Origin of the sequence: Arthrobacter sp. NicSoilB4 (assembly GCF_019977335.1) — a bacterium.
GTDB lineage: Bacteria > Actinomycetota > Actinomycetes > Actinomycetales > Micrococcaceae > Arthrobacter.
This window is the reverse complement of sequence record NZ_AP024653.1, coordinates 2,717,535-2,741,216: the sequence shown is the minus strand read 5'-3', so window position 1 is coordinate 2,741,216 and position 23,682 is coordinate 2,717,535. Positions and strand designations below refer to the sequence as shown.

At 62.0% G+C, this 23,682-nt stretch carries 15 protein-coding genes; 6 read left to right on the top strand and 9 right to left on the bottom strand.

What is annotated here, in order from left to right; translation table 11 throughout:
- Positions 1-39: 39 nt before the first annotated feature.
- Genes LDO13_RS12430 through wecB form a run of 4 tightly spaced genes read left to right on the top strand, consistent with a single transcriptional unit; the run spans position 40 to position 6,450 of the window.
- Positions 40-2,088 (top strand): acyltransferase family protein, encoded by a 2,049-nt coding sequence (locus LDO13_RS12430; protein WP_224047040.1) that lies wholly within the window; start codon positions 40-42, stop codon positions 2,086-2,088.
- 46 nt (positions 2,089-2,134) lie between these two features.
- Complete coding sequence (locus LDO13_RS12425; protein WP_346347017.1) at positions 2,135-4,183, top strand: DUF6541 family protein; 2,049 nt, start codon at positions 2,135-2,137, stop codon at positions 4,181-4,183.
- 27 nt (positions 4,184-4,210) lie between these two features.
- The gene (locus LDO13_RS12420) at positions 4,211-5,302 is read left to right on the top strand and encodes a capsular biosynthesis protein (RefSeq protein WP_224047038.1); all 1,092 of its coding nucleotides are present in this window, start codon (positions 4,211-4,213) and stop codon (positions 5,300-5,302) included.
- A complete protein-coding gene (gene wecB / locus LDO13_RS12415) occupies positions 5,299-6,450 on the top strand; it encodes a UDP-N-acetylglucosamine 2-epimerase (non-hydrolyzing) (RefSeq protein ID WP_224047037.1) in 1,152 nt (383 codons plus the stop codon). Before LDO13_RS12420 ends, wecB begins: the two co-directional genes overlap by 4 nt.
- A gap of 269 nt (positions 6,451-6,719) precedes the next feature.
- Here the strand turns inward: wecB and LDO13_RS12410 are convergent, their stop codons facing one another.
- The 3 genes from LDO13_RS12410 to LDO13_RS12400 all read right to left on the bottom strand — a co-directional run bounded on the left by LDO13_RS12410 (position 6,720) and on the right by LDO13_RS12400 (position 10,057).
- Positions 6,720-8,774 (bottom strand): hypothetical protein, encoded by a 2,055-nt coding sequence (locus tag LDO13_RS12410; protein ID WP_224047036.1) that lies wholly within the window; start codon positions 8,772-8,774, stop codon positions 6,720-6,722.
- A gap of 123 nt (positions 8,775-8,897) precedes the next feature.
- The gene (locus tag LDO13_RS12405; RefSeq protein ID WP_224047035.1) at positions 8,898-9,317 is read right to left on the bottom strand and encodes a DUF2304 domain-containing protein; all 420 of its coding nucleotides are present in this window, start codon (positions 9,315-9,317) and stop codon (positions 8,898-8,900) included.
- A complete protein-coding gene (locus LDO13_RS12400; RefSeq protein WP_224047034.1) occupies positions 9,317-10,057 on the bottom strand; it encodes a glycosyltransferase family 2 protein in 741 nt (246 codons plus the stop codon). Before LDO13_RS12400 ends, LDO13_RS12405 begins: the two co-directional genes overlap by 1 nt.
- A 153-nt stretch (positions 10,058-10,210) precedes the next feature.
- Between LDO13_RS12400 and LDO13_RS12395 the strand changes: the two genes are divergently transcribed.
- Both LDO13_RS12395 and LDO13_RS12390 read left to right on the top strand, forming a co-directional pair.
- Positions 10,211-11,236: a polysaccharide biosynthesis protein gene (locus tag LDO13_RS12395; protein ID WP_224047033.1), complete on the top strand. Its 1,026-nt coding sequence runs from the start codon at positions 10,211-10,213 to the stop codon at positions 11,234-11,236.
- Between the two features lie 2 nt (positions 11,237-11,238).
- On the top strand, positions 11,239-12,474 hold the full coding sequence (locus LDO13_RS12390; protein ID WP_224047032.1) for a glycosyltransferase family 4 protein: 1,236 nt from the start codon (positions 11,239-11,241) through the stop codon (positions 12,472-12,474).
- Between the two features lie 29 nt (positions 12,475-12,503).
- Here the strand turns inward: LDO13_RS12390 and LDO13_RS12385 are convergent, their stop codons facing one another.
- The 6 genes from LDO13_RS12385 to LDO13_RS12360 form a co-directional block, all read right to left on the bottom strand.
- Entirely contained in the window at positions 12,504-13,817 is a 1,314-nt protein-coding gene (locus tag LDO13_RS12385; protein ID WP_224047031.1) for a hypothetical protein, read from the bottom strand.
- Between the two features lie 74 nt (positions 13,818-13,891).
- Positions 13,892-14,917, bottom strand: a complete 1,026-nt coding sequence (locus LDO13_RS12380; RefSeq protein WP_224047030.1) for a GDP-mannose 4,6-dehydratase — start codon at positions 14,915-14,917, stop codon at positions 13,892-13,894.
- Complete coding sequence (locus LDO13_RS12375; protein WP_224047029.1) at positions 14,914-15,897, bottom strand: GDP-mannose 4,6-dehydratase; 984 nt, start codon at positions 15,895-15,897, stop codon at positions 14,914-14,916. Before LDO13_RS12375 ends, LDO13_RS12380 begins: the two co-directional genes overlap by 4 nt.
- A gap of 76 nt (positions 15,898-15,973) precedes the next feature.
- Entirely contained in the window at positions 15,974-17,110 is a 1,137-nt protein-coding gene (locus LDO13_RS12370; RefSeq protein WP_224047028.1) for a glycosyltransferase family 1 protein, read from the bottom strand.
- A gap of 116 nt (positions 17,111-17,226) precedes the next feature.
- Positions 17,227-20,091, bottom strand: a complete 2,865-nt coding sequence (locus LDO13_RS12365; RefSeq protein ID WP_224047027.1) for a M43 family zinc metalloprotease — start codon at positions 20,089-20,091, stop codon at positions 17,227-17,229.
- Between the two features lie 663 nt (positions 20,092-20,754).
- Complete coding sequence (locus LDO13_RS12360) at positions 20,755-23,448, bottom strand: GH25 family lysozyme (protein WP_224047026.1); 2,694 nt, start codon at positions 23,446-23,448, stop codon at positions 20,755-20,757.
- Positions 23,449-23,682 lie beyond the last annotated feature (234 nt).

Below are 23,682 nucleotides of genomic sequence, written 5' to 3'. Positions count from 1 at the left end.
GTAAGTTCTTCTCCTGACAAGGCGAATACGGGCCTAAGAATGGACATCCAGGGGCTGCGCACCCTGGCCGTGGGACTCGTGATTTTTTATCACATCTGGCCGGAACTGCTGCCTGGTGGCTTTGTCGGAGTCGACGTGTTCTTCGTCATCTCAGGCTTCCTCATTGTGGGATCCCTGGTCCGGGAACTCTCCGATACCGGACGGATTCGGCTGTCCGTCTTCTACGCCAAGCGCATCCGGCGCCTGCTGCCGGCTGCCAGCGTGGTCCTGATTGCGACCACGATCGCGACTGTGATTTTCCTGCCACAAAACAGGTGGCAGTCAATTTCCCTGGACGTGATCATGTCAGGGCTGCAGGTCCAGAACTGGAATCAGGCGTTCAGCGAAAACAGCTATGCGGGCGCGACAGCCGCCGTGTCGCCGGTGCAGCACTATTGGTCTCTTGCCGTCGAAGAACAATTCTATTTGGTAACCCCACTGATCCTCCTGGCGGGGGTGGCCGTCGCTGCGAAGCTGCGCCTAAGGATTGAAATCATTTGTCTCGCCGTGCTGGCGACAGTGTCCCTTGCGTCATTCGTCCACAGCATCATGTTTTCGTCCACGGAGCACGGCATCGCGTACTTCGCTACGAGCACCCGAATGTGGGAGCTCGGTATGGGGGGTATTGCCGCCGTCCTATTGCCGAAGATGCATCCGCGGGCGGTGTTCCTGCGTGCTGCCGGTTGGATCGGTCTCTGCGCAATCCTCTATTCCGCGTTGACGTTCTCTACCGCCATGGATTTCCCAGGATCCGTCGCACTCTTGCCGGTGCTGGCTACGGTTTTGGTAGTCGCTTCGGGTGCGTCGCACTTGCAGCCATCAGTCGACCGCGGTTATTCGGTTACCCGGCTCTTGAGCCTCCGGCCGGTGACCTATGTTGGTGATCTGTCCTACTCCCTCTACCTCTGGCATTGGCCCGTGGTGGTCTTCTACGTGTTTCTCCTGGGCCGAACGCCCGGCTACCTTCACGGTGCGGCCATTGTCGGGATCAGCTTGGGGTTGGCCGTTACGTCCTACTACTTCGTCGAGCAAAGGTTCCGTCACGCGGTCAGCCCTTTCCCGGGTCTTCCGCTGAAAGCAAGACGATGGAGGCCCCTGGCCGGAAACGCACTCGTTGTGGCCGCGGGATTGATCGCAGCCACAACTATTCCGGCCCTTGCGCCTTGGGTCGTCGTCGAAGTCAAATCCCAGCAGCTGAGCGGGGCGCTGAACCTGCGCGAATATCCGGGAGCGACGGCGTTTGACCCCAGTCGCCCTGCATCGGTTCCCGATACACTGCCCGTTCAGCCGGATCCCGCCGTGGCATTGAAGGACGTGCCCCTCACCGGCAAGGACGAATGCGGGACCTTTGATCCGGCGAACATCAGGATCGAGCAATGCTTGTACGGTCCGGTGGATGCCTCGAAAACGATGGTCGTTGTGGGGGACTCGCACGCCGCGCAATACGTGGATGCGCTTCTTATCGCCGGGACGCCTTCGGGATGGAACGTGCGGGCCATGGTTCGCAATGGGTGTCCCTTTTCTACATCGCCGCCAGCGGATGGCACGACGGTTTACCACAATTGTTCCGAGCAGAACAAGGTAACCCTGGAACGGATCCTGCTCCTCCGGCCGCAGTTGGTAGTGGTTTCCGGAATGACGCCAGCCGGCTATCAGCGTGCGCTCAAATGGGGGTGGGATAATCCTCAGGCGCTGGTCGACGGCTATGTCGAGGTCCTGAAGCCGCTTCGGGCAGCCGGTATCCGGGTAGCTGTTGTGGGCGACAACCCATATCCCGACGTCTCCACTCCTGAGTGCGTTTCGCTCAACGGAACCGATTCACCGATGTGCCAGACCAGGATGCGCGCAGTGGACGCCCGGACGGATCCTCTGCAGCTGGCCGGAGCACAGGTACCAGGAGTCGAGTTCCTCGACCTGTCCGCATATTTTTGCCGCCAGGGCGTCTGTCCGGCAGTTATCGGCAATGTGATGGTCTATCGGGACAACCACATGACCAATACATTCGCCAAGACGTTGGCGCCAGCGTTGGCGCAGCGACTCAACTTCTAGCACAAACCGCCGAACCCCAGTCGAGTAAGATTCGGGAGGGCGGCTCATGACAATGACCAATAGGTTTTTGCATTCGTTCAATCAAAGTTCTCGGAGGATTCCTTTGTCGTGGTGGTCTGTAGTCCCGCTTGTCGTTGTGGCGATCGGCTTGTTGTTCGTCCCGGGGGCACTCGTGGCCTGGGCAAGCCGGGCCCGCGGGATGGCGCTACTGGCCATGGCTCCCGCCATCACGGTCTCAATCGTGTCAGTCTCAGCTCTGGTGGCACCGCTCCTGAACATGAAGTGGTCACTTCTGCCGGTCTTCATCTTCACGGCCCTGATTAGTGTTGTTGCCCTGGCGACAACCACCTTGCTCACCAAAACTGCCCGTGCCGAGAAGCCCAGCGGACGCAGGGCGATTAACTGGTGGGCGGGGGCTGGCCACGGGCTCGCGCTTGTTGTTGCAGCATTTCTCATTGGCCGACGTCTCGTGGCCGCCTTCGGACGGCCTGAGGCTTTCTCGCAAACGTTCGACAACGTTTTTCACCTTAACGCCGTGCGTTACATACTCGACACGGGCTCGGCATCGTCCATCACAGTGAGCTCCATGACCGGTGGCGGATTCTACCCGGCGGCCTGGCACGATCTTGTCGCGCTGCTTGCCGCCACGACGGGTGCCGCCATCCCCGTGGCCGTCAATGTGGTGAATCTCGTGGTCGGATCCATCGTCTGGCCGCTGGGCTGCATCTTCCTGGCACACAAGATCCTTGGAAACCGGGTCGCCGTCAGCGTCGCGGCAGGGGTCCTGTCCGCGGCTTTCGGCGCGTTTCCACTGTTGCTGCTGGATTTTGGTGTCCTCTATCCGAACTTCCTGGGCAACGCGTTGCTGCCGGTGGCTCTCGCGCTGGGAATCCAAGCATTGGGATTGGGGTGGAAACCGTCAGAATCAAGAACCGTGTCGTGGTTGCTGTTCGTTCTAGTGCTTCCAGGCCTGACCCTGGCGCACCCGAGCAGCACAATGGCGCTTGTGGCGCTGATGGTGCCACCCCTGCTGATCCTGTGGGCGGGGCTCACTGTGAGGCTTGCGCGACGGTCGCAGCGAGTCGCACTGCCTGTGGCCGGAATGATCCTGATGCTCCTGCTGGGACTGGGCGCACTTGCTGTTCTTTGGAAGACGGTCCGGCCTCCCGAGATCGCGGCCTTCTGGCCCCCCATCGAAACGACAGGGCGGGCCATTGGCGAGGTACTCACCAGTTCCGCCATTGGACGCCCGGTCTCATGGGTCGTGATGGTGCTGGCGGTGGCAGGGCTGGTATCGCTGATCCTGCGCCGCAAGCAGCTTTGGCTTGTCGGAATGTACGCGGTCATCGCGAGCCTCTTCGTCATCGTGGCGGCCTTCCCGTTTGGGGATCTTCGGACGTTCTTCACAGGTGTCTGGTACAACGACCCACCCCGCCTGGCATCGCTTCTCCCCACGGTGATTCTGCCGCTGGCCGTCATTGGAGCGGTTCGTGGCTGGGACAAGTGGGTGGCTCCGCTGATGGCCAGATACCCTTCCGCCAAGGAGCCTCCGGCCGTGGACGGAGCGAGTCGGTCCCGGCGGTATGTAGGCGTAGCGGCGGCAGTGGTGGCTGCAAGCCTGCTTGCGGTCGGTACCCAGCAAGCCAACGTTCGGGCGGCGACCAACTCAGCCGCGGGCGGCTATCAATTGAACAACGACTCGCGGCTTGTGTCCGCAGACGAGATGGCGTTGTTGAAGCGACTGCCAGACGAAATCCCGCACGACGCGGTAATGGTGGGCAATCCGTGGAATGGGAGCGCCCTGGCGTACGCGTTTACCGGCAGGAAACTCATCCAGCTTCACATGCTTAGCGAACTCCCAGGAGGCTCGGACCAGCTGTTCACGCGTCTGAACCAGGCCGGCTCGGATCCGACCCTATGTCCGATCGTTGAGCGGCTTCACGTCGGGTATGTGCTTGATTTTGGCCATCAGGAAGTCCACGGCGGCGACAATGGTTTCCGCGGGCTGGACAACCTCGAAGCTTCCGGAGTAGCGACCCTCTTGGATTCCCAAGGCCAAGCGAAAATCTACAAACTGACTGTCTGCGGGCAGTGACTGTATCTACGTGAAAGGAATTCAAATATGACGATCGCCTTGACCGGAAGCAATGGCTTCCTTGGATGGCACACGCGCGTTCTGGCGCACAGCCTTGGCAAGCCGACTGAAGCGCTGGCTCTGGGGGACAAATTCGACGTCGACGCCGCGGTTGGCATCATGGAACGGGCAACGGTCCTGGTGCACGTGGCGGGCGTGAACCGAGGTGGCGACGATGCCGTCAGGCTCGGCAACATCCGTTTCGCTGAGCAACTCGCGTTGACCCTGGACCAGGCGACGACGAAACCCGCGACCGTGGTTTTTGCCAATTCCATTCAGGCGGGCAACGACAGTGCGTACGGTCGGGGGAAGCAGGAGGCCGGCCTGATCCTGAAGAAAGCCGCCGAAAACGCCGGAGCTCACTTTGTCAACGTCAGCCTTCCAAACCTGTTCGGTGAGCACGGGGTGCCTTTCTACAACTCCGTGGTGGCGACCTTCTGCCAGTTGGCCGCCGACGGAAAAGCTCTGCAAGTCCAGGACGACAAGGACTTGCTGCTTCTGCACGTGCAGACAGCAGCCGAAATCCTCCTCGGGCTGCACGATCCCGAGGACGCCCAGCGGCTCGCAACCAGCCGCCGCGTAAGTGAGGTGGCCGCGCTGATCCAAGAGATGTCCCAAATTTATTCCAACGGGACCATTCCGGACATTTCGAAACCGTTTGACCGCGACATGTTCAATACCTACCGCTCGTTCCTGGTCGGCGATCGTCTTCCCGTCACCTTGGACCGGAAAGAGGATGCCCGTGGCGCCTTTTTCGAAGTCATACGAAGCGCAGGGGGCGAGGGGCAGGCGTCATTCTCGACCACGGAGCCGGGCGTAACCAGGGGGCAGCACTACCACCGGCGAAAGATTGAACGGTTTACGGTGCTGTCGGGAACTGCCGAAATCTCCATGCGGAAGTTGTTTTCCGATGAAGTGCGTACCTACTCGGTCGACGGGCAGCAACCCGTCGCCATTGATATGCCGACAATGTGGTCTCACAAGATCACAAATACCGGATCAGATAAGCTTTACACCATGTTCTGGATCAACGAAATATTTGATCCAGCCTCTCCCGACACTTTCCCGGAGGAAGTATGACCGACGCTGGCCGCAGGCTAAAAGTACTGACCATTGTAGGAACACGGCCCGAGATTATCCGTTTGGCGGCCACCATTCGGCGGCTTGATCGCAGTACAGAGCACGTACTGGTCCACACCGGCCAGAACTACGATTACGAACTGAACGAGGTCTTTTTTGAAGACCTTGGCCTCAGGAAGCCGGATCACTTCCTGGAAGCGGACACGACATCCTTGGGTGCCGTCCTGGGCTCAATCCTTGCCAAGACGGAGCGGGTCCTGCTGGCAGAAAAGCCGGACGCAATGCTGGTGCTGGGGGATACCAATAGCTGCATTTCTGCCCTTATGGCAAAGCGCCTGCGGATCCCGGTCTACCACATGGAGGCCGGCAACCGTTGCTTCGACGAAAATGTCCCGGAGGAGACGAACCGCCGTTTGGTTGACCACGTGGCGGATTACAACCTCGTATACACGGAGCACGCTCGCAGGAATTTGCTTTCCGAGGGTCTGCACCCGTCCCGGATCCTGCTGACGGGATCCCCGATGAAGGAAGTTCTCGTCGGCAACGCCGACGCCATTGCAGCGAGTGACGTGCTCGAAAAGCAGGGGCTCACGTCCGGCGGCTACTTTATGGTCAGCGTCCACCGGGAGGAAAATGTCGACAGCCCAGACCGCCTGGCCGAGATCCTCAAGGCACTTCAGACAATCAGCGAACGGCACGGACTGCCTGTGCTCGTCTCGACTCATCCCCGGACCCGTAAACGGCTCGAGGACCAGCCTGAAGAGTTGAAGCGCGGCTTGCGCTTCCACCCGCCATTCGGCTTCAACGACTATGTAAAGCTTCAACAGGAAGCCAAGCTTGTGCTCTCGGACAGCGGCACCATTAGCGAAGAGTCTTCCCTGTTGGGCTTCCCGGCAGTCACTCTTAGGGACGCCATCGAACGTCCGGAGTCATTGGACACCGCGGCCATCATCACCACGGGTGTCAAGGCGGACGCGATTGTCGACGCCATCGACATTGTCCTCGACCAGTTCGAGACCGACGGTCCGCCCGTGATTCCGGCGGACTACCAGATTGGCGACACGTCTCGGCGGGCAGTGAACTTCATTCGTTCGACCGCCCACACACACCATCAAAGGTCAGGAATTTTCGTCAACATCGATCGGTGATGAAGCGAAGAACAGGCTGTTTTAGGGTTCGCCGCGCCAGCTAGGCTGCGGGACTGGATCACGTTGGCGCTCGGCTGGAATTTCCAGCCGAGCGTTTTGCGTGGCGGGGGTCTGGTTACTTAGGGACGGGTTTGACGCCCTAGGGACCGTAATAGACACGTGACTGCCTGCCGCAGCTTCGCTTCTCCGGACCTCCCCGCAATCCACGGGGCCCGACCGGGTCGCGGACCGCACGAGGCTCTCACACCGCCCCGAGCGGGCGGTAAGGGCTAGTAGGTGATGATCCTGGACGCGTACTGGGGGAGTGCGGCGCGCAACTCGGGGACCAGCACTGCATCGACCATGACGTCCAGATCGGGCATTGTTTCCAGGATCACCACAATGGAGTCGGGGACTTTGGAGGGTCCCTTATACAGAGGACTGACCATGGGAATGGCGGGCTCAATCTTGTTCGTCCATTTGCCTTGGAGGGTCAGTGACCACTGAGCGGCCAGGAGAGGGTCGAAGAAGTCGTTGAATCCCACGTAGATGAAGGGTCGGCGTTGCTCTACGCGTGACACGGCGAGCAGTTTGGGGATGAGCGGCGGCATAGGGTCGGCCAGCGCGGTGCTCTGCTGCAGCAGGGCTGTGGGTCCACTCGCCGTCGGTTTCATTCCCTGCTGGCTCAAACCCGTGAAGGGTAGTCCAAAGAACTGCGTGGCCCCCAGGGACGTCAGGAGCGACGCTGCCAGGAAGGCTTTTCTGTGACTCCGGGCCAGCAGAAGCGGGGACCAGAGCTCTGCTGCGCCAATGACCGTGCATACGATTGCCACGATCTCGACAGCCAGGAATGACTTATGGAAATAGTACGTAACCATGCCGGCCTGGACCAGCTGAAAGACGGCAAGGCAGACAAGCAGTGCCGCAGCATAGAGGGGAGTGGCAAGAACGTGAAGTGAAGTAAGGGTCCCGAGGCGAACCTCGTCGGTTCCGACTCTTCGGCGAGAGTAGAAGGCCAATGCCACAAAGGCATTGGCAATGATGCACAATACAGCCACTCCGGTATCGGCAAGAGCTATACCGCCATTAGTGGTGAGAACTTCCCCGGCAGACATGCCGTGCAGTTGCCAGACCGCGGCCACAAGGGCGGCGGCGCCGAGCAGTGCCAGGAGGCTATGAATGGCGATAAGCGGCCGGCCCAGCTGTGCACGATGCCGAAACAGGTGCCAGCCATAAACTACCGCGCTCGGGAGACAAAGGACGAGCAGGAGAATCCAGCCGTGAGCAACCCCAATCAGTGCAAGGATCAGGGCCGTAGATGCCAACGCCGGGTGAATGACACGCCGGAGCTGCACGATCGCAATACAGGCCACGCAAAGTGCCACTCCCAGTCCGAAATTTGGGAAGGCCCCGAACACTGGAATGGCGCCGGGACCCACCACCCAGGCCGTAGACACGATGGCAACGAGAGGAAGCGTCACAAAGAAGTTGTGGCGTAGCACGGGGAGCGACGTCAGCCCGGCGACGACCAGCAGGGTGCCGAGAACGCTGATAACACCGACCAGCCGACAAAACAGGAGGACTTCCTGCCCTGCATCACCTGCAGTGCTGCCGGCAACGACCTCGGCAAACGTGGCGGCCAGCGAGTGGAAACCTTGGGGATACGTCGCCGCGGACCATGGGCCGCCGTCGGGGGAAGCGGGCAGAACCGCGATAACTGAGCCATGATTTCGAATCATGTTGAACATGTTGAAGTGCGGCGCGAAATCCCAAGACCGCGTCAACAAGAGCAACGCCTGCTCCGGTGTCCGGACCGTGACGAAACTCTGCACCACCCACAGGGAAGCCAGCCCGGCGAGAACTGGCAGGCCATCTACGGCACGGAGATGGGGCAGGAATGTACGAAGTGGCTGACGCTTGACGCGCCAATAGCATGCTGACCCGGCGAGGGCCGCGGCTGCCACGGCCAAGACCACGGAACCGCGGTTAAGATCCGGGACCGGACCCGTGACCCACCACATGATCGGGGCTGTACCCGCCAGTCCGACGATCGAGAAAAGGATTCTCTGTGAAAACGTCCGCGAGGTCGGGATGAGAATCAGCACAAGGCCCAGCGCAATCCCGTACCGCCAGCCGGTCAGGCCCCCAGCGGCCCGGAGCATGAATACGGCCAGGACCACGAGACTCGCAACCAAGCCGATGCAGAGCCACTGGGGGGCTGTTGTGCCCGTACTGACGGGCGCGAGTCGTCGGCGCCGGGCGGGCACCTTGTGGTCCGAGGTTCCGGGATTGTCTTGCAGATCGGGGCTGAGCATGATTCCTTCGTGGTCGTTTTCAGCCGGCATTCCCCCGATGTCACGACCTTCATTGATCCACGGCCCACTGCCTGCGGGGCACCATGAAAGTTCAGAATGGACAGTAGAAGTCTACTTCGTGCCGGACTCCGCCCCTGACCTGTGCCGAATATGTCAGTCCTCGCAGGGGCCAGGCGCCGATTGCAGCTGCGGCTTTGCGGCCTGCGGTGTGGGTTGCGGGATGCGCCGGAAATCGCTTTCCAACTGCTCAACGGCAGTGCGCAGAATCGCGACTTCTTCAGCCAACGTGCGGTTCTCATCTTCGACGACGGAGAGTTCCCAAGAGAGATGGAGGCACACGCCAAGCAGCAAGACGATACACAGCGCAAAGAGCAGGTTCGACGCAACCTGAATGCCAAGGAGTTTGCTGACACCCGCAAGAAGGTCCGGCCAGCCGGCCAAGACCAGGGCGCTGGCGCCAATGACCAGCCAGAGGGCTGCATACTTCTCACGAAAAACCTTGCGGCGGACCAGCTCCAGTACGATCGCTACCATGACCAGGGCGAAGATGAAGGGGGCCAAAGTGTTTCCCATCAGGCAATGCCTTCCTGTACAGCGATTTTCGAGCGGCTCCGGGTCAGCGCGAACAGCAGCGCGAAGACGGACCGCAGCAGGTAGATTGCGGATTTCGCTGGATTGTGGCTCGGGGTTCCGCCCTGCCGGGGCCGCATGGCCACGGGGATCTGGGTGACCTTGCAGCCAGACTTGATGGCGACGACCAATGAATCGATAGTGTCGCCCAGATACTCGGCCGGATAGTGGTCGAGGTACTGCGCAATAGCCCGCTTGTTTCCCGCGCGGAACCCCGACGTCACGTCCGTAAGTTTTGTCCGTGCCAGCCTGGAGATCACCGCAGCAAGGAACACCATGGCCCAGTGGCGCGGACCGGAGACCTTGTAGTCACCCTTGGAGGCGAAGCGTGCCCCGATGGAAATGTCGGCGGTGGTCAAACCCTCCAAGACCGATGCGATCTCCCGAGGGTCGTGCTGGCCGTCGGCGTCTACTTGGATTACGGCGTCATAGTTGTAGCGGTCGGCGTACTTGAATCCAGCTCGCATGGCACCGCCGACTCCCATGTTGAACGGGAGCCGAAGGACCGTCGCGCCGGCGGCGGCCGCGACAGCCGCTGTCGCATCCTTTGAGCCGTCGTCGACGACCAGGACGTCGTATCCTTCGTTCAGGTTGATCACCTCGTCAACCGTGTCACCGACGGTTTCGCCTTCGTTCCAGGCAGGCATGATCACTAGAACTCGGCGGGTTTCTGGGCTAAGCATGCTTGAGATTCTACGCCGAATCACATGCAAGCCGAATTCACGGCCAGGGTCGCGCGGGGATTGTTCACCCGTCCCGATCCCGACTCGCTGATATCATCTAACGGTTGCAGCCCATGTTCGTTGCCGTAGCCACCTGCAAAACAAGGAGACAAGTTGTTCAAGGACAAGACACTTTTGATTACCGGAGGCACTGGCTCGTTCGGGAACACTGTACTGAAGCACTTCCTGCACACAGACATCGGCGAGATCCGCATCTTCTCCCGGGATGAGAAAAAACAGGACGACATGCGGAAGGCCTACAGCAACGACAAGCTGAAGTTCTACATAGGTGATGTGCGCAACATTGACAGCGTGCGCGAGGCTGTCCGGGGAGTGGATTTCATCTTCCACGCTGCCGCACTTAAGCAAGTACCGTCGTGCGAATTCTTCCCGATGGAAGCCGTCCGGACCAACGTCCTCGGAACCGACAACGTCCTGACCGCGGCTATTGACGCGGGTGTCAAGAAGGTCGTGTGCCTCTCCACCGACAAGGCTGCTTACCCGATCAACGCCATGGGCACCTCCAAGGCCATGATGGAAAAAGTTGTGATCGCCAAATCCCGCAACGTAGATCCGTCGGAAACGTTGATCTCCTGCACCAGGTACGGAAATGTAATGGCGTCCCGAGGATCGGTGATCCCCTTGTTCGCAGACCAGATTCGAGCTGGAAAGCCACTGACGGTGACAGATCCGCACATGACCCGTTTCCTGATGAACCTCGATGAAGCAGTCGAGCTCGTCCTCTTCGCGTTCGAGAATGCCAATCAGGGCGACTTGTTCGTCCAAAAAGCCGACGCTTCCTCGGTGGGGGACTTGGCAACAGCGATGAAGCGCCTCTTCAATTCCGACGTCGAAATCAATGTCATCGGGACCCGGCACGGCGAGAAGGCGCACGAAACGCTTCTCACCCGCGAAGAGCGTGCGAAGTCGGAGGACCTTGGCGGATACTTCCGGGTCCCCGCCGACACCAGAGACCTCAACTACGAAAAGTTCGTTGACTCAGGAGACATCGTCAGCGAGACGTTGGAGGAATACACATCCCACAACACGCAACAGCTGACCATTGACGAGATCATCGCGAAGATCAAGACCACGGACTACGTCCAGGACCTGCTTCCCTCGATCACGTCAGCGTCTTAGGAATGAACAGTAAGCCCAAAGTACTCGTCGTCGGCCAGCATTTCTGGCCGGAGGGCTTCCGGATAAACGATATCTGCGATTATTTTGTCGAAAACGGACTGGATGTGGAGGTTCTATGCGGCCTTCCCAACTATCCGCAGGGACAACTCTATCCGGGATACTCGCTGCGAGGTCCATTTAGGCAAGAACACAAGGGGATCAAGATTTACCGGGCCCCGGAGATCCCCCGGGGAGATAATTCGAGCCTTCGAATCTTCCTGAACTATGTGTCATTTCCTGTCGGGAGTCTGCTGCATTTGCCGAGATTGCTCTTCGGCAAGTACGACAAAGTTTTTCTATACCAGCTTTCGCCGGTAATGATGTCGATCACAGGGATTCTTATCTCGAAGATCCGGGGCATAGAATCCACGATGTATGTCCTCGATTTGTGGCCGGAAAATCTCTTTTCTGTTTTGCACGTGAAAAACAAGTTGTTCCGTCGTTTGGCAGAAAAGATATCTCATTGGCATTACCGCCAACCGGACAAAATTGTCGTGCTGTCCGAACAGATGCGTGCCAAAATCAAAGGCATAACCGGTCTCCCCGATGACCGGATTACTGTCGTGCCGCAGGCTTGCGAAAGTCTCTACGAAGAAGAAATCTATGAGCCTGAGCTGGCAAAGCGCCTGGGCGAGGGCTTCAAGGTCGTCTTCACCGGAAACATCAGCCCTGCGCAATCCTTCGAAACCATTGTTGATGCGGCCGAAGAGCTCCATCACGAGGGCCTGACAGACATTGTGTGGGTAATTGTGGGCGACGGTATGAGCCGGAGCGAACTGGAACAGGAAGTGGCGCGGCGGGGTCTTGAGGGCGTGTTCCGCTTTGAAGGACACCATCCGGTTTCCGACATCCCCAAGTACACGACGTTGGCGGATGTGCTGGTCGGCTGCCTCGTCAAGAGCGATCTGCTTGAAGCGACCATTCCGGCCAAGGTCATGTCTTACATCGCCTCGGGCCGCCCGCTTGCACTGGCCATGGATGGCGAAGTCCGGACGCTCGTCGAGGATGAAGCACAGTGTGGACTCGTGGGTCCGGCTGCCGATGCCGCCGCTTTGGCCGAAAACATCCGGACGCTGTACCGAATGTCTCCGCAGGAACGCAAGGGCCTTGGCGAGAGCGGCAAGGCTTACCACTTCGCCAACCTTGAACGAAGCATAGTTCTGGGCCGGCTGAAAGACTTCGTGTTAGGGGCGAGGTAGGCGGGCTGCCCCCGGGGCCTCTGGGTGGCCTAGGGATCTACGACCTGGTCGGCAGTTTCACGCTGGGGGCGAACAATGCGGGCAATCGCCAATGCATGGACGACGATCCCCGCGAGGGGGCCCAGCCCCAAACTCAGAATGCTGCGAACTTCGACACTGGCCGGGAGCAGGAGAAGCGCGACGGCTACCGCTGTTGCTGTCAGCCATCCGGCAGAGTATGCCCGATGATTGCCTAAGCCGATGACGATGGTGCCGAGCAAGGTGAGGACTGCCATCAACACGGCAGCAAGTGTCAGGGCGGCGAGAGCCCAACCGTCCACACGGTAGTCGGGGCCGAAAAAGAGCATCAGCCAGGGGCCGATCAGCCAAGCCGCGACGGCGCCGACGACGCCGATAGCGAGCAGTGCAGCAAGTGGCTTCTTCAACGCCTTCCAGCCGTCCCGGGGGTTCTTGACCACCTCGGTCAGCGCAACGCCCTGGAAGGCCTGAAGTGGAACCATGATCGGCGCACGGGTGAGCGATATGGCCAGGAGAATGGGCGCGGACAAAGCGTAGTCGGCTGGCGAGGTGGTGAGCTTCAGCAGGATCGGGAATGCGACGATCAGGGCAGCGGAAGATGCGGCTGAGAGCAGGGCGTGTCCGGTGTTCTGAAGAAGCCTGCCGAGGCCCACATCGGCGCGGGCCGCGAGCGAGGCCCTGGCGGTCGGGAAGATAAGCGTCACTATCAGCCAGGCGGCGAGGGCAGCGAGGCATGCCAGTTCCAGTCCCAGAAGCGGAGCGGCGAGCGCGGCTGCGACCGCAATGGCTCCAAGGCGGAGCAGGGCTTCCAGTGAAACCAGTCCGGCGAAGAGCGACCACTTGTCATGGCCTTGGGCGGCCCCGGCCAATGTGGCGTGGCATGAGAATAAAACTGCCGTGGCAACAAGGGCTCCAATAATGGCTCCGGAGTCACGGTGAAATATGTAGTTGCTCAAAATGGGGGACAGGGCGAGGATGACCAGTGCTGAGGCCAAACCAACAATCAGTCCGGATGCCAGTACGCGCGCGCCCCTGGGAGTGCCCGCAGGCCTTGGCCTGCGGGCCGCGCCCACAGCCCTGGTTGTCTCTGCCTGAATCCCGCCGAGAACGCCGCAGACGAAAAACAATGCGGCCCAGAACGATAGGAACTCTGCATTGTCGGCCGGCGACAGCGCGTGACTCGTGATGAAGAGAATGACGATGCCGGCTGCGGCCGCCACCACCGAAGCCCCACCGACGCCCGCGGCAGATTTGGCTGATATTGTCTCACCGCTGCTTGGAGGCGGTTCGGGGACAAACTCGGATGACTGGGTAATATCCGTCAATTCGGGAGCTTTCACGTTGTAATCAGCATCCAAACGTTGTCGTGATGCACTGGCTGTCGTGATGCGCTGTCCGTCTAATCCGCTGGTAGCGCCGCTAGTCCGCTGTTGCGGACGACTTCGATGTCGTGTTCGACCATGGTCTGTACGATGCCGTCAAAACTGGTGGTCGCCTTCCAGCCAAGAGTCGCTGAAATCTTGCCAGGGTCGCCACGCATCTCGGAGGCGTCGACCGGGCGGCGAAATCTGGGATCAGTGTCCACTCGCGACAGTCCGTCCGAGATTCCGGCTGCAGAGAAAGCAGCCTCTGCGAAGTCCCTCACGCTGTGCGAAACTCCGGTCGCGACCACGAAATCATCCGCCTGTTCGGCCGTCGCTATTCTCGCCAGGGCATCAACGTAGTCTGGCGCCCATCCGAAGTCCCGGACAGCGTCAAGGTTGCCCAAACTCAAACGGTCTTTGAGCCCCAGTGCAATTGCAGCTACGCCCAAGGTGATTCGACGCGTAACGAAACTCGCGGGCCGGCGGAGCGACTCATGGTTGTACAGGATTGCCGAGCAGGCGAAAAGCCCGCGTGCCCGGTAAGTGCCAACGGCATGGTGCGCGAATGCTTTGGCCGCACCATACGGTGTAATCGGACTGACTGGAGTGCGCTCATTCTGGGGCACCTGAGTGGCATTGCCGAAGATCTCGGCACTGGAGGCTTGCAGGAACCGGACTTCATTTCCGGTTCGTTCCTGAAGCAACCACGCGGCTTCGAGCAAGGCAATGGAGGCTGCGCCGGTGCTGACGGACGTTTCGTATGGTTTTTTCCACGACGCTGCTACCGAGCTGGTGCCCCCGAGGTTGAAGATCGTGTCGGGTTGGATTTCTTCCACGAGGCGGGACAGCCGCGGGGCATTCGAGAGGTCTCCGTCGTGGAGCGTCACCCCTGCATGAAGATCCTGCGGGGGTGACGCATCCTCTGCCCGGACCATCCCGTGGACGCGCCACCCGGCGCTGGCCAGCTGTTCGGCCAAGTAGGAACCGTCCTGGCCGGTAACGCCCGTAATGAAAGCCGTCCGGGTGCTGCGAACTCCATCGCGGGCTGGTGCGGTGGTCATTTGGCGAGCAGCCGCTGCTCCACCAGGTCGTTCTCGACCATCATGGTTACGAGCTCATTGAAGGAAACCTTGGGCTTCCATCCGAGGACAGTCTGTGCCTTCGCCGCGTCGCCGATGAGAAGGTCAACCTCTGCCGGACGCATGAACTTGGGGTCCTGGCGGACATAGCGGCGCCAATCGTCGAGTCCCGCTGCCGCGAAGGCTGCTGCCAGCAGTTCCTCGATGGAATGGGTTTCCCCGGTGGAGATGACGTAGTCATCTGCTTCGGGCTGCTGCAGCATGAGCCACATGGCCTCAACATAGTCCCCGGCGAAACCCCAGTCACGTTTGGCGTCCAGGTTTCCCAGCACGATCTCATCCTGCAAACCGAGCTTGATGCGGGCGACAGCCTGAGAGACCTTGCGCGTCACAAACTCCGGCCCGCGTCGGGGGGACTCGTGGTTGAACAGGATTCCGCTGGAGGCGTGCATTCCGTACGACTCGCGGTAGTTGATGGTCATGTAGTGACCGAAGACTTTCGCGACTCCATAAGGCGAGCGGGGCCACAGCAGTGTTTCCTCCCGCTGGGGGACTTGCTGGACCTTCCCGAACATCTCGGACGAAGACGCCTGGTAAAAGCGAACCTTGCCGATGTCGTCACCTGCGTACAGCCGGGTGGCCTCGAGGATGTTGAGCACGCCCTTGCCGGTGACATCCGACGTCATGGACGCGTTTTCCCACGAATAGGCTACGAAGGAGATCGCCCCAAGGTTGTAAATCTCGTCAGGCTGCGAAATTGCCAGTACGCGGACGAGCGAGGACACGTCCGTCAGGTCCCCCGTGAGGAGCTTCACATCGGGGACCGTCTTACGGACCAGATCGAATTTGGGATTGTTCTGACCCCTGATCAGGCCAAAAACTTCATAGCCCTTGGAAAGCAGCAGCTCTGCAAGGTAAAGACCGTCCTGACCAGTGATACCGGTAATGAGCGCACGAGGCATGGGGAAAATTGTCCTTTAAGTCGAAGAGTCAAGCACAGCCACTATATCGGGTTGGGTGCTGAACAGCGGATTGGAGCTAGCGAACGGACTGTGCGTGCTGCCTTGCGGCGTAGCGGTAGGCGGCTTCATGTGCCTCCGCACATTTATCCCAGGTGAACTTTTCAACTTGCTGGAACCCCTTGATTTGGAGCTCGGAGGTCCGGGCGATGGCTTCGATGATTCCGTCCGCGATCGCACGGGGCGAATGCGGATCAAACATGACTGCAGCGTCGCCGCAGACTTCGGGAAGAGAGCCGGCCGTCGACGAAGCCACTGGGCATCCCGAGGCCATCGCTTCCAGGGGAGGCAAGCCGAATCCTTCGTACAAACTGGGGAAGACCAGGCACTTTGCCTTGCGGTACAGCTCAATCAACTCCGGGAAGGGCACGAGGCCCTTGACCTCTACATTTTCCGGGACATCGATGAGATGGTCGAGGCCTCCACCAGTGAGAACCAATCGCAGTTCGGGCCGTTCGTCCTGCAAAAGACGCATGGCGTCGAAGAGGACGGCATGGTTCTTGTGGGCCCAGCCACGTGCCGGGTAGAAGACGAAGTTCTCCCGATCACCGAGATTGGGCGTGAATTGGTCTGCGTCGACAGCCAAGTGGGCGGTGAAGATCTTCTCGGGGGAGATCTTTAGGTGTTCTACGATCGTCCGCTTTGCAAAGTCGCTGATGGTGACGACGGCGTCCGCTTTCCGTGCCGTACGTTCGTAGAAGACTCGTCGGTAGAGCCGCTCCACGCGGCTGAAGAGGTGGGGAAGGTCACGATGTTGCACGTCGCACAGGGTCTGCACAGTCGCCACCGACCGAGAAGGCAGCGGAACGTTCACGGCGAAGGGAACGTGAAAAACATCGTTGCCTGCCATGCGGGCCACGAGCGACTTGCGCTTGAGCAGGCCGGCGACGAGCGTTGTTATCCGGTCCTTGGCGGACCCTCCGCCGGCTATCTCGGGGCAGACAACCTCCGGAATGGGGTCTGAAAAACCGGCTGCTGTGTTGCTGACAAATGCAGTCGCGGCAACACCCCGGATGGAGGTCAGGCCGCGGAGAAGCCCCCGGGCATAGGTTTCGCCACCGCCCATCCCGCCGGGTACCAGGGTGAGCATAGCAACGGCGACTCTGAGCGGCCGGGTCTCGGCCGAGGTTCCGTTGGTTACTGGTTTTTCTCGCATCTATCCAGCTTATCTTGCATGAGGCGGCGCCCCGTCCGCGGAACCTTACGCCTCAAAGAGGCGCGCTACTTCGACGGATGTGTCTTCGGGTCAAATGCTCGTGAAGGAGCTGTCAGTCATCGGGACAGGGTGGTCTTTACTCCCGCAGTTGATGACCAGTCGATTCGGCCGCCCTGGAAGTTCTGGGCAAGGTTGCCGTTCCCTGTCGAATACACGCCGGTGGTGGGGTAGCCGAGGGGGCCGGATTCCCAGCCTTGGGCGCCCCAGGCGTTGCGGATGGGTCCGTTGGGGCTGAGTTGGGCTCCGGTGGTTGTGGTCCAGTAGATCGCGCCGTTTTGGTAGCCCTGGGATTTGGCTCCGTTGGGGGCGGTTTTCACGTCGGTGGTGGGGTAGCCGAGGGGTCCGGTTTCCCAGCCCTGGGCGGCCCAGGCGTCGCGGATTGCGCCGGATGAGACGTGTGCTCCGGTGGCGGCGGTCCAGTAGATCGCGCCGTTTTCGTAGCCCTGGGATTTGGCTCCGTTGGGGGCGGTGCGTATGTCGGTGGTGGGGTAGCCGAGGGGGCCGGATTCCCAGCCCTGCGCGGCCCAGGCGTCGCGGATGACGCCGGATGAGATGCGGGCCCCGTTGGCGGCGGTCCAGTAGATCGCGCCGTTTTGGTAGCCCTGGGATTTGGCCCCGTTGGGGGCGGTCCGGACGTCGGTGGTGGGGTAGCCGAGGGGGCCGGCTTCCCAGCCCTGGGCGGCCCAGGCATCCCGGATCGCTCCGGATGAGATGTGGGCGCCGGTCGCGGCGGTCCAGTAGATCGCGCCGTTTTCGTAGCCCTGGGATTTGGCTCCGTTCGGGGCGGTCCGCACGTCGGTGGTGGGGTAGCCGAGGGGGCCGGATTCGGCGCCCTGGGCGGCCCAGGCGTCGCGGATGACGCCGGATGTGCTTCGGGCGCCGGTCGCGGCGGTCCAGTAGATCGCACCGTTTTCGTAGCCCTGGGACAGCCCGCTGTTCGGGCCGGTCTTCACGTCGGTCGTGGGGTAGCCGAGGGGGCCGGATTCCCAGCCCTGGGCGGCCCAGGCGTCGCGGATGACACCGGATGAGATGCGGGCGCCGGTCGCGGCGGTCCAGTAGATCGCACCGTTTTCGTAGCCCTGGGACTTGGCCCCGTTGGGGGCGGTCCGCACGTCGGTGGTGGGGTAGCCGAGGGGGCCGGCTTCCCAGCCCTGGGCGGCCCAGGCGTCGCGGATGACGCCGGATGTCGTGCGGGCCCCGGTCGCGGCGGTCCAGTAGATCGCACCGTTTTCGTAGCCCTGGGACAGTCCGTTCTTCGGGCCGGTCCGTATGTCGGTGGTGGGGTAGCCGAGGGGCCCGGATTCCCAGCCCTGGGCAGCCCAGGCGTCCCGGATCGCCCCGGTAGAGATGCGGGCCCCGGTCGCGGCGGTCCAGTAGATCGCACCGTTTTCGTAGCCCTGGGACTTGGCCCCGTTGGGGGCAGTGCGGACGTCGGTGGTGGGGTAGCCGAGGGGGCCGGCTTCCCAGCCCTGGGCGCCCCAGGCGTCGCGGATGACACCGGATGAAATGCGGGCCCCGTTGGCGGCGGTCCAGTAGATCGCACCGTTTTCGTAGCCCTGGGACTTGGCCCCGTTGGGGGCGGTCTTCACGTCGGTGGTGGGGTAGCCGAGGGGCCCGGCTTCCCAGCCCTGGGCGCCCCAGGCATCCCGGATCGCACCGGTAGAGATGCGGGCCCCGGTCGCTGCGGTCCAGTAGATCGCACCGTTTTGGTAGCCCTGGGATTGGGCGCCGTTGGCGGCGGTCCGCACGTCGGTGGTGGGGTAGCCGAGGACTCCGGCTTCCCAGCCCTGGGCGCCCCAGGCATCCCGGATGACACCGGATGAGATGTGGGCTCCGTTGGCGGCGGTCCAGTAGATCGCACCATTCTCGTAGCCCTGGGACACCCCACCGTTCAGACCGGTCTTCAAACCGGTCACGGCCCGGCCCAGCCCCGGAGAAACAGCCGCCAGATCAGCAATCGCCCTAACAGCGGCGGCAGCGGTCGACTCAATAGTGATGCCGGCGGCCGTGTCGGAGATCCAGTTGACCGACACCCGGGAGCCTGCATGCGTTGTGAAGGTTTCACCCGCCTGCCAGGCATGGCGGGAGCTGTAATAGCCTGCGAAGCGGCGGGAATCTGGCATGAGGATCAGGGAGCCCGCTCCGAACCGTTGAACGATCTTCACGCCGCGGTTGCCGTTGGTGGCGGTAGTAGCGTCGTAGCCGACCGGCAGGCGCAACTCCAGATAGTAGACCTCCCCGCTCACCGGATCGGTGAATTTCACGGCTCGGCCGTCGGCTCCTCCGGCCCACGCTGTGAGTGTGTAACTGCTCGTGTTGCCGGCCTTGCCGACATCCCGGATCTCGCGTCCGGTGCCGAAGCCGCCAAATTCCCACAGCGTTGAGCTGATTGTCGGTTGGGACGTCTGGGAGACTCCCATGAGGTCCATGCTGTCGCCGTATTCCCGGACGCTGCATGATGCATCTGCAAACGTGCCATCGCTGTTGGTCGCAACGTCCTGGGCACCGCTGCCACACTCGAGGCTGTTGGCGTGCATGAGGCCGAGTACGTGGCCGAATTCGTGCGTGAGGACACTTCGAGTCAGGGATGCCGGAAGCGGCATGATTACGCGCCCGCTGGTCCCGTTGTAGCTCCAGCCCGCACCGTAGGCCCCGTCGGAGAGCGTCGGCGTCGAAACGAAGACCACGAGAGCCGTGTAGGGGTTTGCAACCCAGCCAAGTTCATTGGTGATCGTGTTCATCATGTCTGAATATCGTTGGCCTGAGGAGGCGCTGCGGCTGTTAAGCGTCTCGGTGCTGGCGACGCTCATGCTGAGCCTGCCATTGGACATGGTTTGCCAGTAGTTGCTGGTCGCCTGGACAGCGGAAACTGCGGTGTCCATGGAGATGTTGGCCTTGTAATCGGTTAGCTGCACGGTCACAAGCCGCACTTTGATGACTCCGGTCCGTGCGAGCGAGTAGGACTCCGTACCGAGTGCCCGCGGCGCCGCTCCCTTGCTTCCCTCCAAGGGGGGCGTCTGGAAGGTGTGGACAGAGGTTGGCGCACCGCCGGTCTGTTCAACGACCGGAGGAATAGCGGTTGTCTCCGCAACTGCGGGGGAAGAAGGAGTCGTCCCCTCCGAGGCGACTGCCGCGTCCGTCGACGTCGCCGTTGCGGTCGGCTGAACAGTCGGCTCCGGCTCCGAAGGTGCGGCCGGAGCCGCAGGGGCCGCTGTCGAAGTAGCCGACGGCAGCGGCTCTGTTGCCTGAGCTGCAGCAGCCGAGACTGCGGTCAGCGACGCCGCCGCGACAACCACAGCTGTGACAAGGGCTGCCATCATCCGTTTGGGATTCATTTTTTCCTTCGAAGAACATGGTGCCTACAGCCGGCGCTTGGGGCGTTCACGGCGAGACAGGGAAGTCAGAGTAGTTTATGGACCGGTTTTACAGCGATCCGGACGGTAGGGCGAATACTTCGCATTTCCTATGCGTGCAGGAGGCTGATTGCGCTCACGGTGGTGGCTTCCTGCGGCAAACAAGCGGGAGCGCGGCAGCTCGGGAGCCGGGCGGCGCGGACGGCACCGCCCTCGTATTGCCCGGTGAAGCTAGCCGATGAAAGCGCCGCGTGAAAGTGTCCATGTGATTCTTCCGCCGGTGAATGGTTGGTTGCAGCTATCTGCGGCTGCGGTGCAGGTTTGGGGACCCGTGGGGTAGCCGAGGGGGCCGGATTCCCAGCCTTGGGCGCCCCAGGCGTTGCGGATGGGTCCGTTGGGGCTGAGTTGGGCTCCGGTGGTTGTGGTCCAGTAGATCGCGCCGTTTTGGTAGCCCTGGGATTTGGCTCCGTTGGGGGCGGTTTTCACGTCGGTGGTGGGGTAGCCGAGGGGTCCGGTTTCCCAGCCCTGGGCGGCCCAGGCGTCGCGGATTGCGCCGGATGAGACGTGTGCTCCGGTGGCGGCGGTCCAGTAGATCGCGCCGTTTTCGTAGCCCTGGGATTTGGCTCCGTTGGGGGCGGTGCGTATGTCGGTGGTGGGGTAGCCGAGGGGACCGGATTCCCAGCCCTGGGCGGCCCAGGCGTCGCGGATGACGCCGGATGAGATGCGGGCCCCGTTGGCGGCGGTCCAGTAGATCGCGCCGTTTTGGTAGCCCTGGGATTTGGCCCCGTTGGGGGCGGTCCGGACGTCGGTGGTGGGGTAGCCGAGGGGGCCGGCTTCCCAGCCCTGGGCGGCCCAGGCATCCCGGATCGCTCCGGATGAGATGTGGGCGCCGGTCGCGGCGGTCCAGTAGATCGCGCCGTTTTCGTAGCCCTGGGATTTGGCTCCGTTCGGGGCGGTCCGCACGTCGGTGGTGGGGTAGCCGAGGGGGCCGGATTCGGCGCCCTGGGCGGCCCAGGCGTCGCGGATGACGCCGGATGTGCTTCGGGCGCCGGTCGCGGCGGTCCAGTAGATCGCACCGTTTTCGTAGCCCTGGGACAGCCCGCTGTTCGGGCCGGTCTTCACGTCGGTCGTGGGGTAGCCGAGGGGGCCGGATTCCCAGCCCTGGGCGGCCCAGGCGTCGCGGATGACACCGGATGAGATGCGGGCGCCGGTCGCGGCGGTCCAGTAGATCGCACCGTTTTCGTAGCCCTGGGACTTGGCCCCGTTGGGGGCGGTCCGCACGTCGGTGGTGGGGTAGCCGAGGGGGCCGGCTTCCCAGCCCTGGGCGGCCCAGGCGTCGCGGATGACGCCGGATGTCGTGCGGGCGCCGGTCGCGGCGGTCCAGTAGATCGCACCGTTTTCGTAGCCCTGGGACAGTCCGTTCTTCGGGCCGGTCCGTATGTCGGTGGTGGGGTAGCCGAGGGGCCCGGATTCCCAGCCCTGGGCAGCCCAGGCGTCCCGGATCGCCCCGGTAGAGATGCGGGCCCCGGTCGCGGCGGTCCAGTAGATCGCACCGTTTTCGTAGCCCTGGGACTTGGCCCCGTTGGGGGCAGTGCGGACGTCGGTGGTGGGGTAGCCGAGGGGGCCGGCTTCCCAGCCCTGGGCGCCCCAGGCGTCGCGGATGACACCGGATGAAATGCGGGCCCCGTTGGCGGCGGTCCAGTAGATCGCACCGTTTTCGTAGCCCTGGGACTTGGCCCCGTTGGGGGCGGTCTTCACGTCGGTGGTGGGGTAGCCGAGGGGCCCGGCTTCCCAGCCCTGGGCGCCCCAGGCATCCCGGATCGCACCGGTAGAGATGCGGGCCCCGGTCGCTGCGGTCCAGTAGATCGCACCGTTTTGGTAGCCCTGGGATTGGGCGCCGTTGGCGGCGGTCCGCACGTCGGTGGTGGGGTAGCCGAGGACTCCGGCTTCCCAGCCCTGGGCGCCCCAGGCATCCCGGATGACACCGGATGAGATGTGGGCTCCGTTGGCGGCGGTCCAGTAGATCGCACCATTCTCGTAGCCCTGGGACACCCCACCGTTCAGACCGGTCTTCAAACCGGTCACGGCCCGGCCCAGCCCCGGAGAAACAGCCGCCAGATCAGCAATCGCCCTAACAGCGGCTTGCGGAATTCCGGCGTTGGCGAAGGCACTTAACTCTGCGTAGCTGCCGTTCCAGACATTGGAGTCTCCGGCGAAGGGGCCGGACTCGCTGTACTGCCAGAAGTTGTAGCTCGACCAGCTCGATGGCAGGGGGCCGGCGTAGTTGCTGGCTGAACTCGGCCAATAGGCGGTCCACAGCGGGAAGTCGCCAAATCCGGCTGCATCACCGACGCACTGTCGCCACCAGGACGTGTTGGTATAGATGACCGGCATCCGGCCCGTCAGCGACAGCATCGTATTGCCGAAGTCGCGCGCCCAGCCTGCCAACTGGCTGGCCGACATGTCGTAGCAGGTGTTTCCCTGATAGAAGCCGTTGATTGTCCGTCCCGCATATGGGTTCGTCTCGAAGTCGAGGACCGGCGGCAGCGTATAACCGTCAGCGGACCAGCGGCCACCGCCCTGAACGAAGATTCTGGCTTGGTCCGCTCCCGAGGACGCCATCGGGTTGGCAAAATGATAGGCGCCCCGGATCATGCCCACGTTCCGGGCACCTTGGTACTGGGCAGCGAAAGACGGACTTGAATAGTAATTGCCTTCAGTGGCCTTGATATAGGCGAAGCGGGCGCCCATGTTCCACTGCTCCTGCCAATTGACGCCTGCCTGGTAATAACTCACGTCCAGGCCCTGGACACCAAACGTTGGGGTCCAGGTCCCTTCGGTGGCCAGTGACTCCGTTTTTGCGCTTGTCCCGCCGGTGGCGCCATGGCCCATCTCGGCACCGCCCGGACCTGCGGCTGCCGCCATTACGGACCTGTAGTCGGCTGGCGCCGGCTCCGTCGTTGCTGCGGAAGTGCCCTGCTGGATTTCGGGGGCAATAGTTGGGGGTGGGGTGGTCGCGGTGGGTGACGGGTTGGCAGGGGCGGACGGCGAAAATGACGAAGTGCTTGTGGGAGTCGCAGAGGCGCTCGGTGAGGGCTCAACGGCACCCGCCGGAGCAGCCAGACCGGCGCCGGCCAGGAGAGCGGTGGCCAGAAGCGC

Bases quoted from the DNA above. Each gene is read 5' to 3' on its own strand.
- LDO13_RS12390 (WP_224047032.1), top strand. From the start codon at position 11,239: ATGAACAGTAAGCCCAAAGTACTCGTCGTCGGCCAGCATTTCTGGCCG.
- LDO13_RS12420 (WP_224047038.1), top strand. From the start codon at position 4,211: ATGACGATCGCCTTGACCGGAAGCAATGGCTTCCTTGGATGGCACACG.
- LDO13_RS12370 (WP_224047028.1), bottom strand. From the start codon at position 17,110: ATGCGAGAAAAACCAGTAACCAACGGAACCTCGGCCGAGACCCGGCCG.
- LDO13_RS12380 (WP_224047030.1), bottom strand. From the start codon at position 14,917: ATGACCACCGCACCAGCCCGCGATGGAGTTCGCAGCACCCGGACGGCT.
- LDO13_RS12410 (WP_224047036.1), bottom strand. From the start codon at position 8,774: ATGCCGGCTGAAAACGACCACGAAGGAATCATGCTCAGCCCCGATCTG.
- LDO13_RS12360 (WP_224047026.1), bottom strand. From the start codon at position 23,448: ATGGCGGCAGCCGCAGGTCCGGGCGGTGCCGAGATGGGCCATGGCGCC.
- wecB (WP_224047037.1), top strand. From the start codon at position 5,299: ATGACCGACGCTGGCCGCAGGCTAAAAGTACTGACCATTGTAGGAACA.
- LDO13_RS12430 (WP_224047040.1), top strand. From the start codon at position 40: ATGGACATCCAGGGGCTGCGCACCCTGGCCGTGGGACTCGTGATTTTT.
- LDO13_RS12425 (WP_346347017.1), top strand. From the start codon at position 2,135: ATGACAATGACCAATAGGTTTTTGCATTCGTTCAATCAAAGTTCTCGG.
- LDO13_RS12405 (WP_224047035.1), bottom strand. From the start codon at position 9,317: ATGGGAAACACTTTGGCCCCCTTCATCTTCGCCCTGGTCATGGTAGCG.
- LDO13_RS12400 (WP_224047034.1), bottom strand. From the start codon at position 10,057: ATGCTTAGCCCAGAAACCCGCCGAGTTCTAGTGATCATGCCTGCCTGG.
- LDO13_RS12375 (WP_224047029.1), bottom strand. From the start codon at position 15,897: ATGCCTCGTGCGCTCATTACCGGTATCACTGGTCAGGACGGTCTTTAC.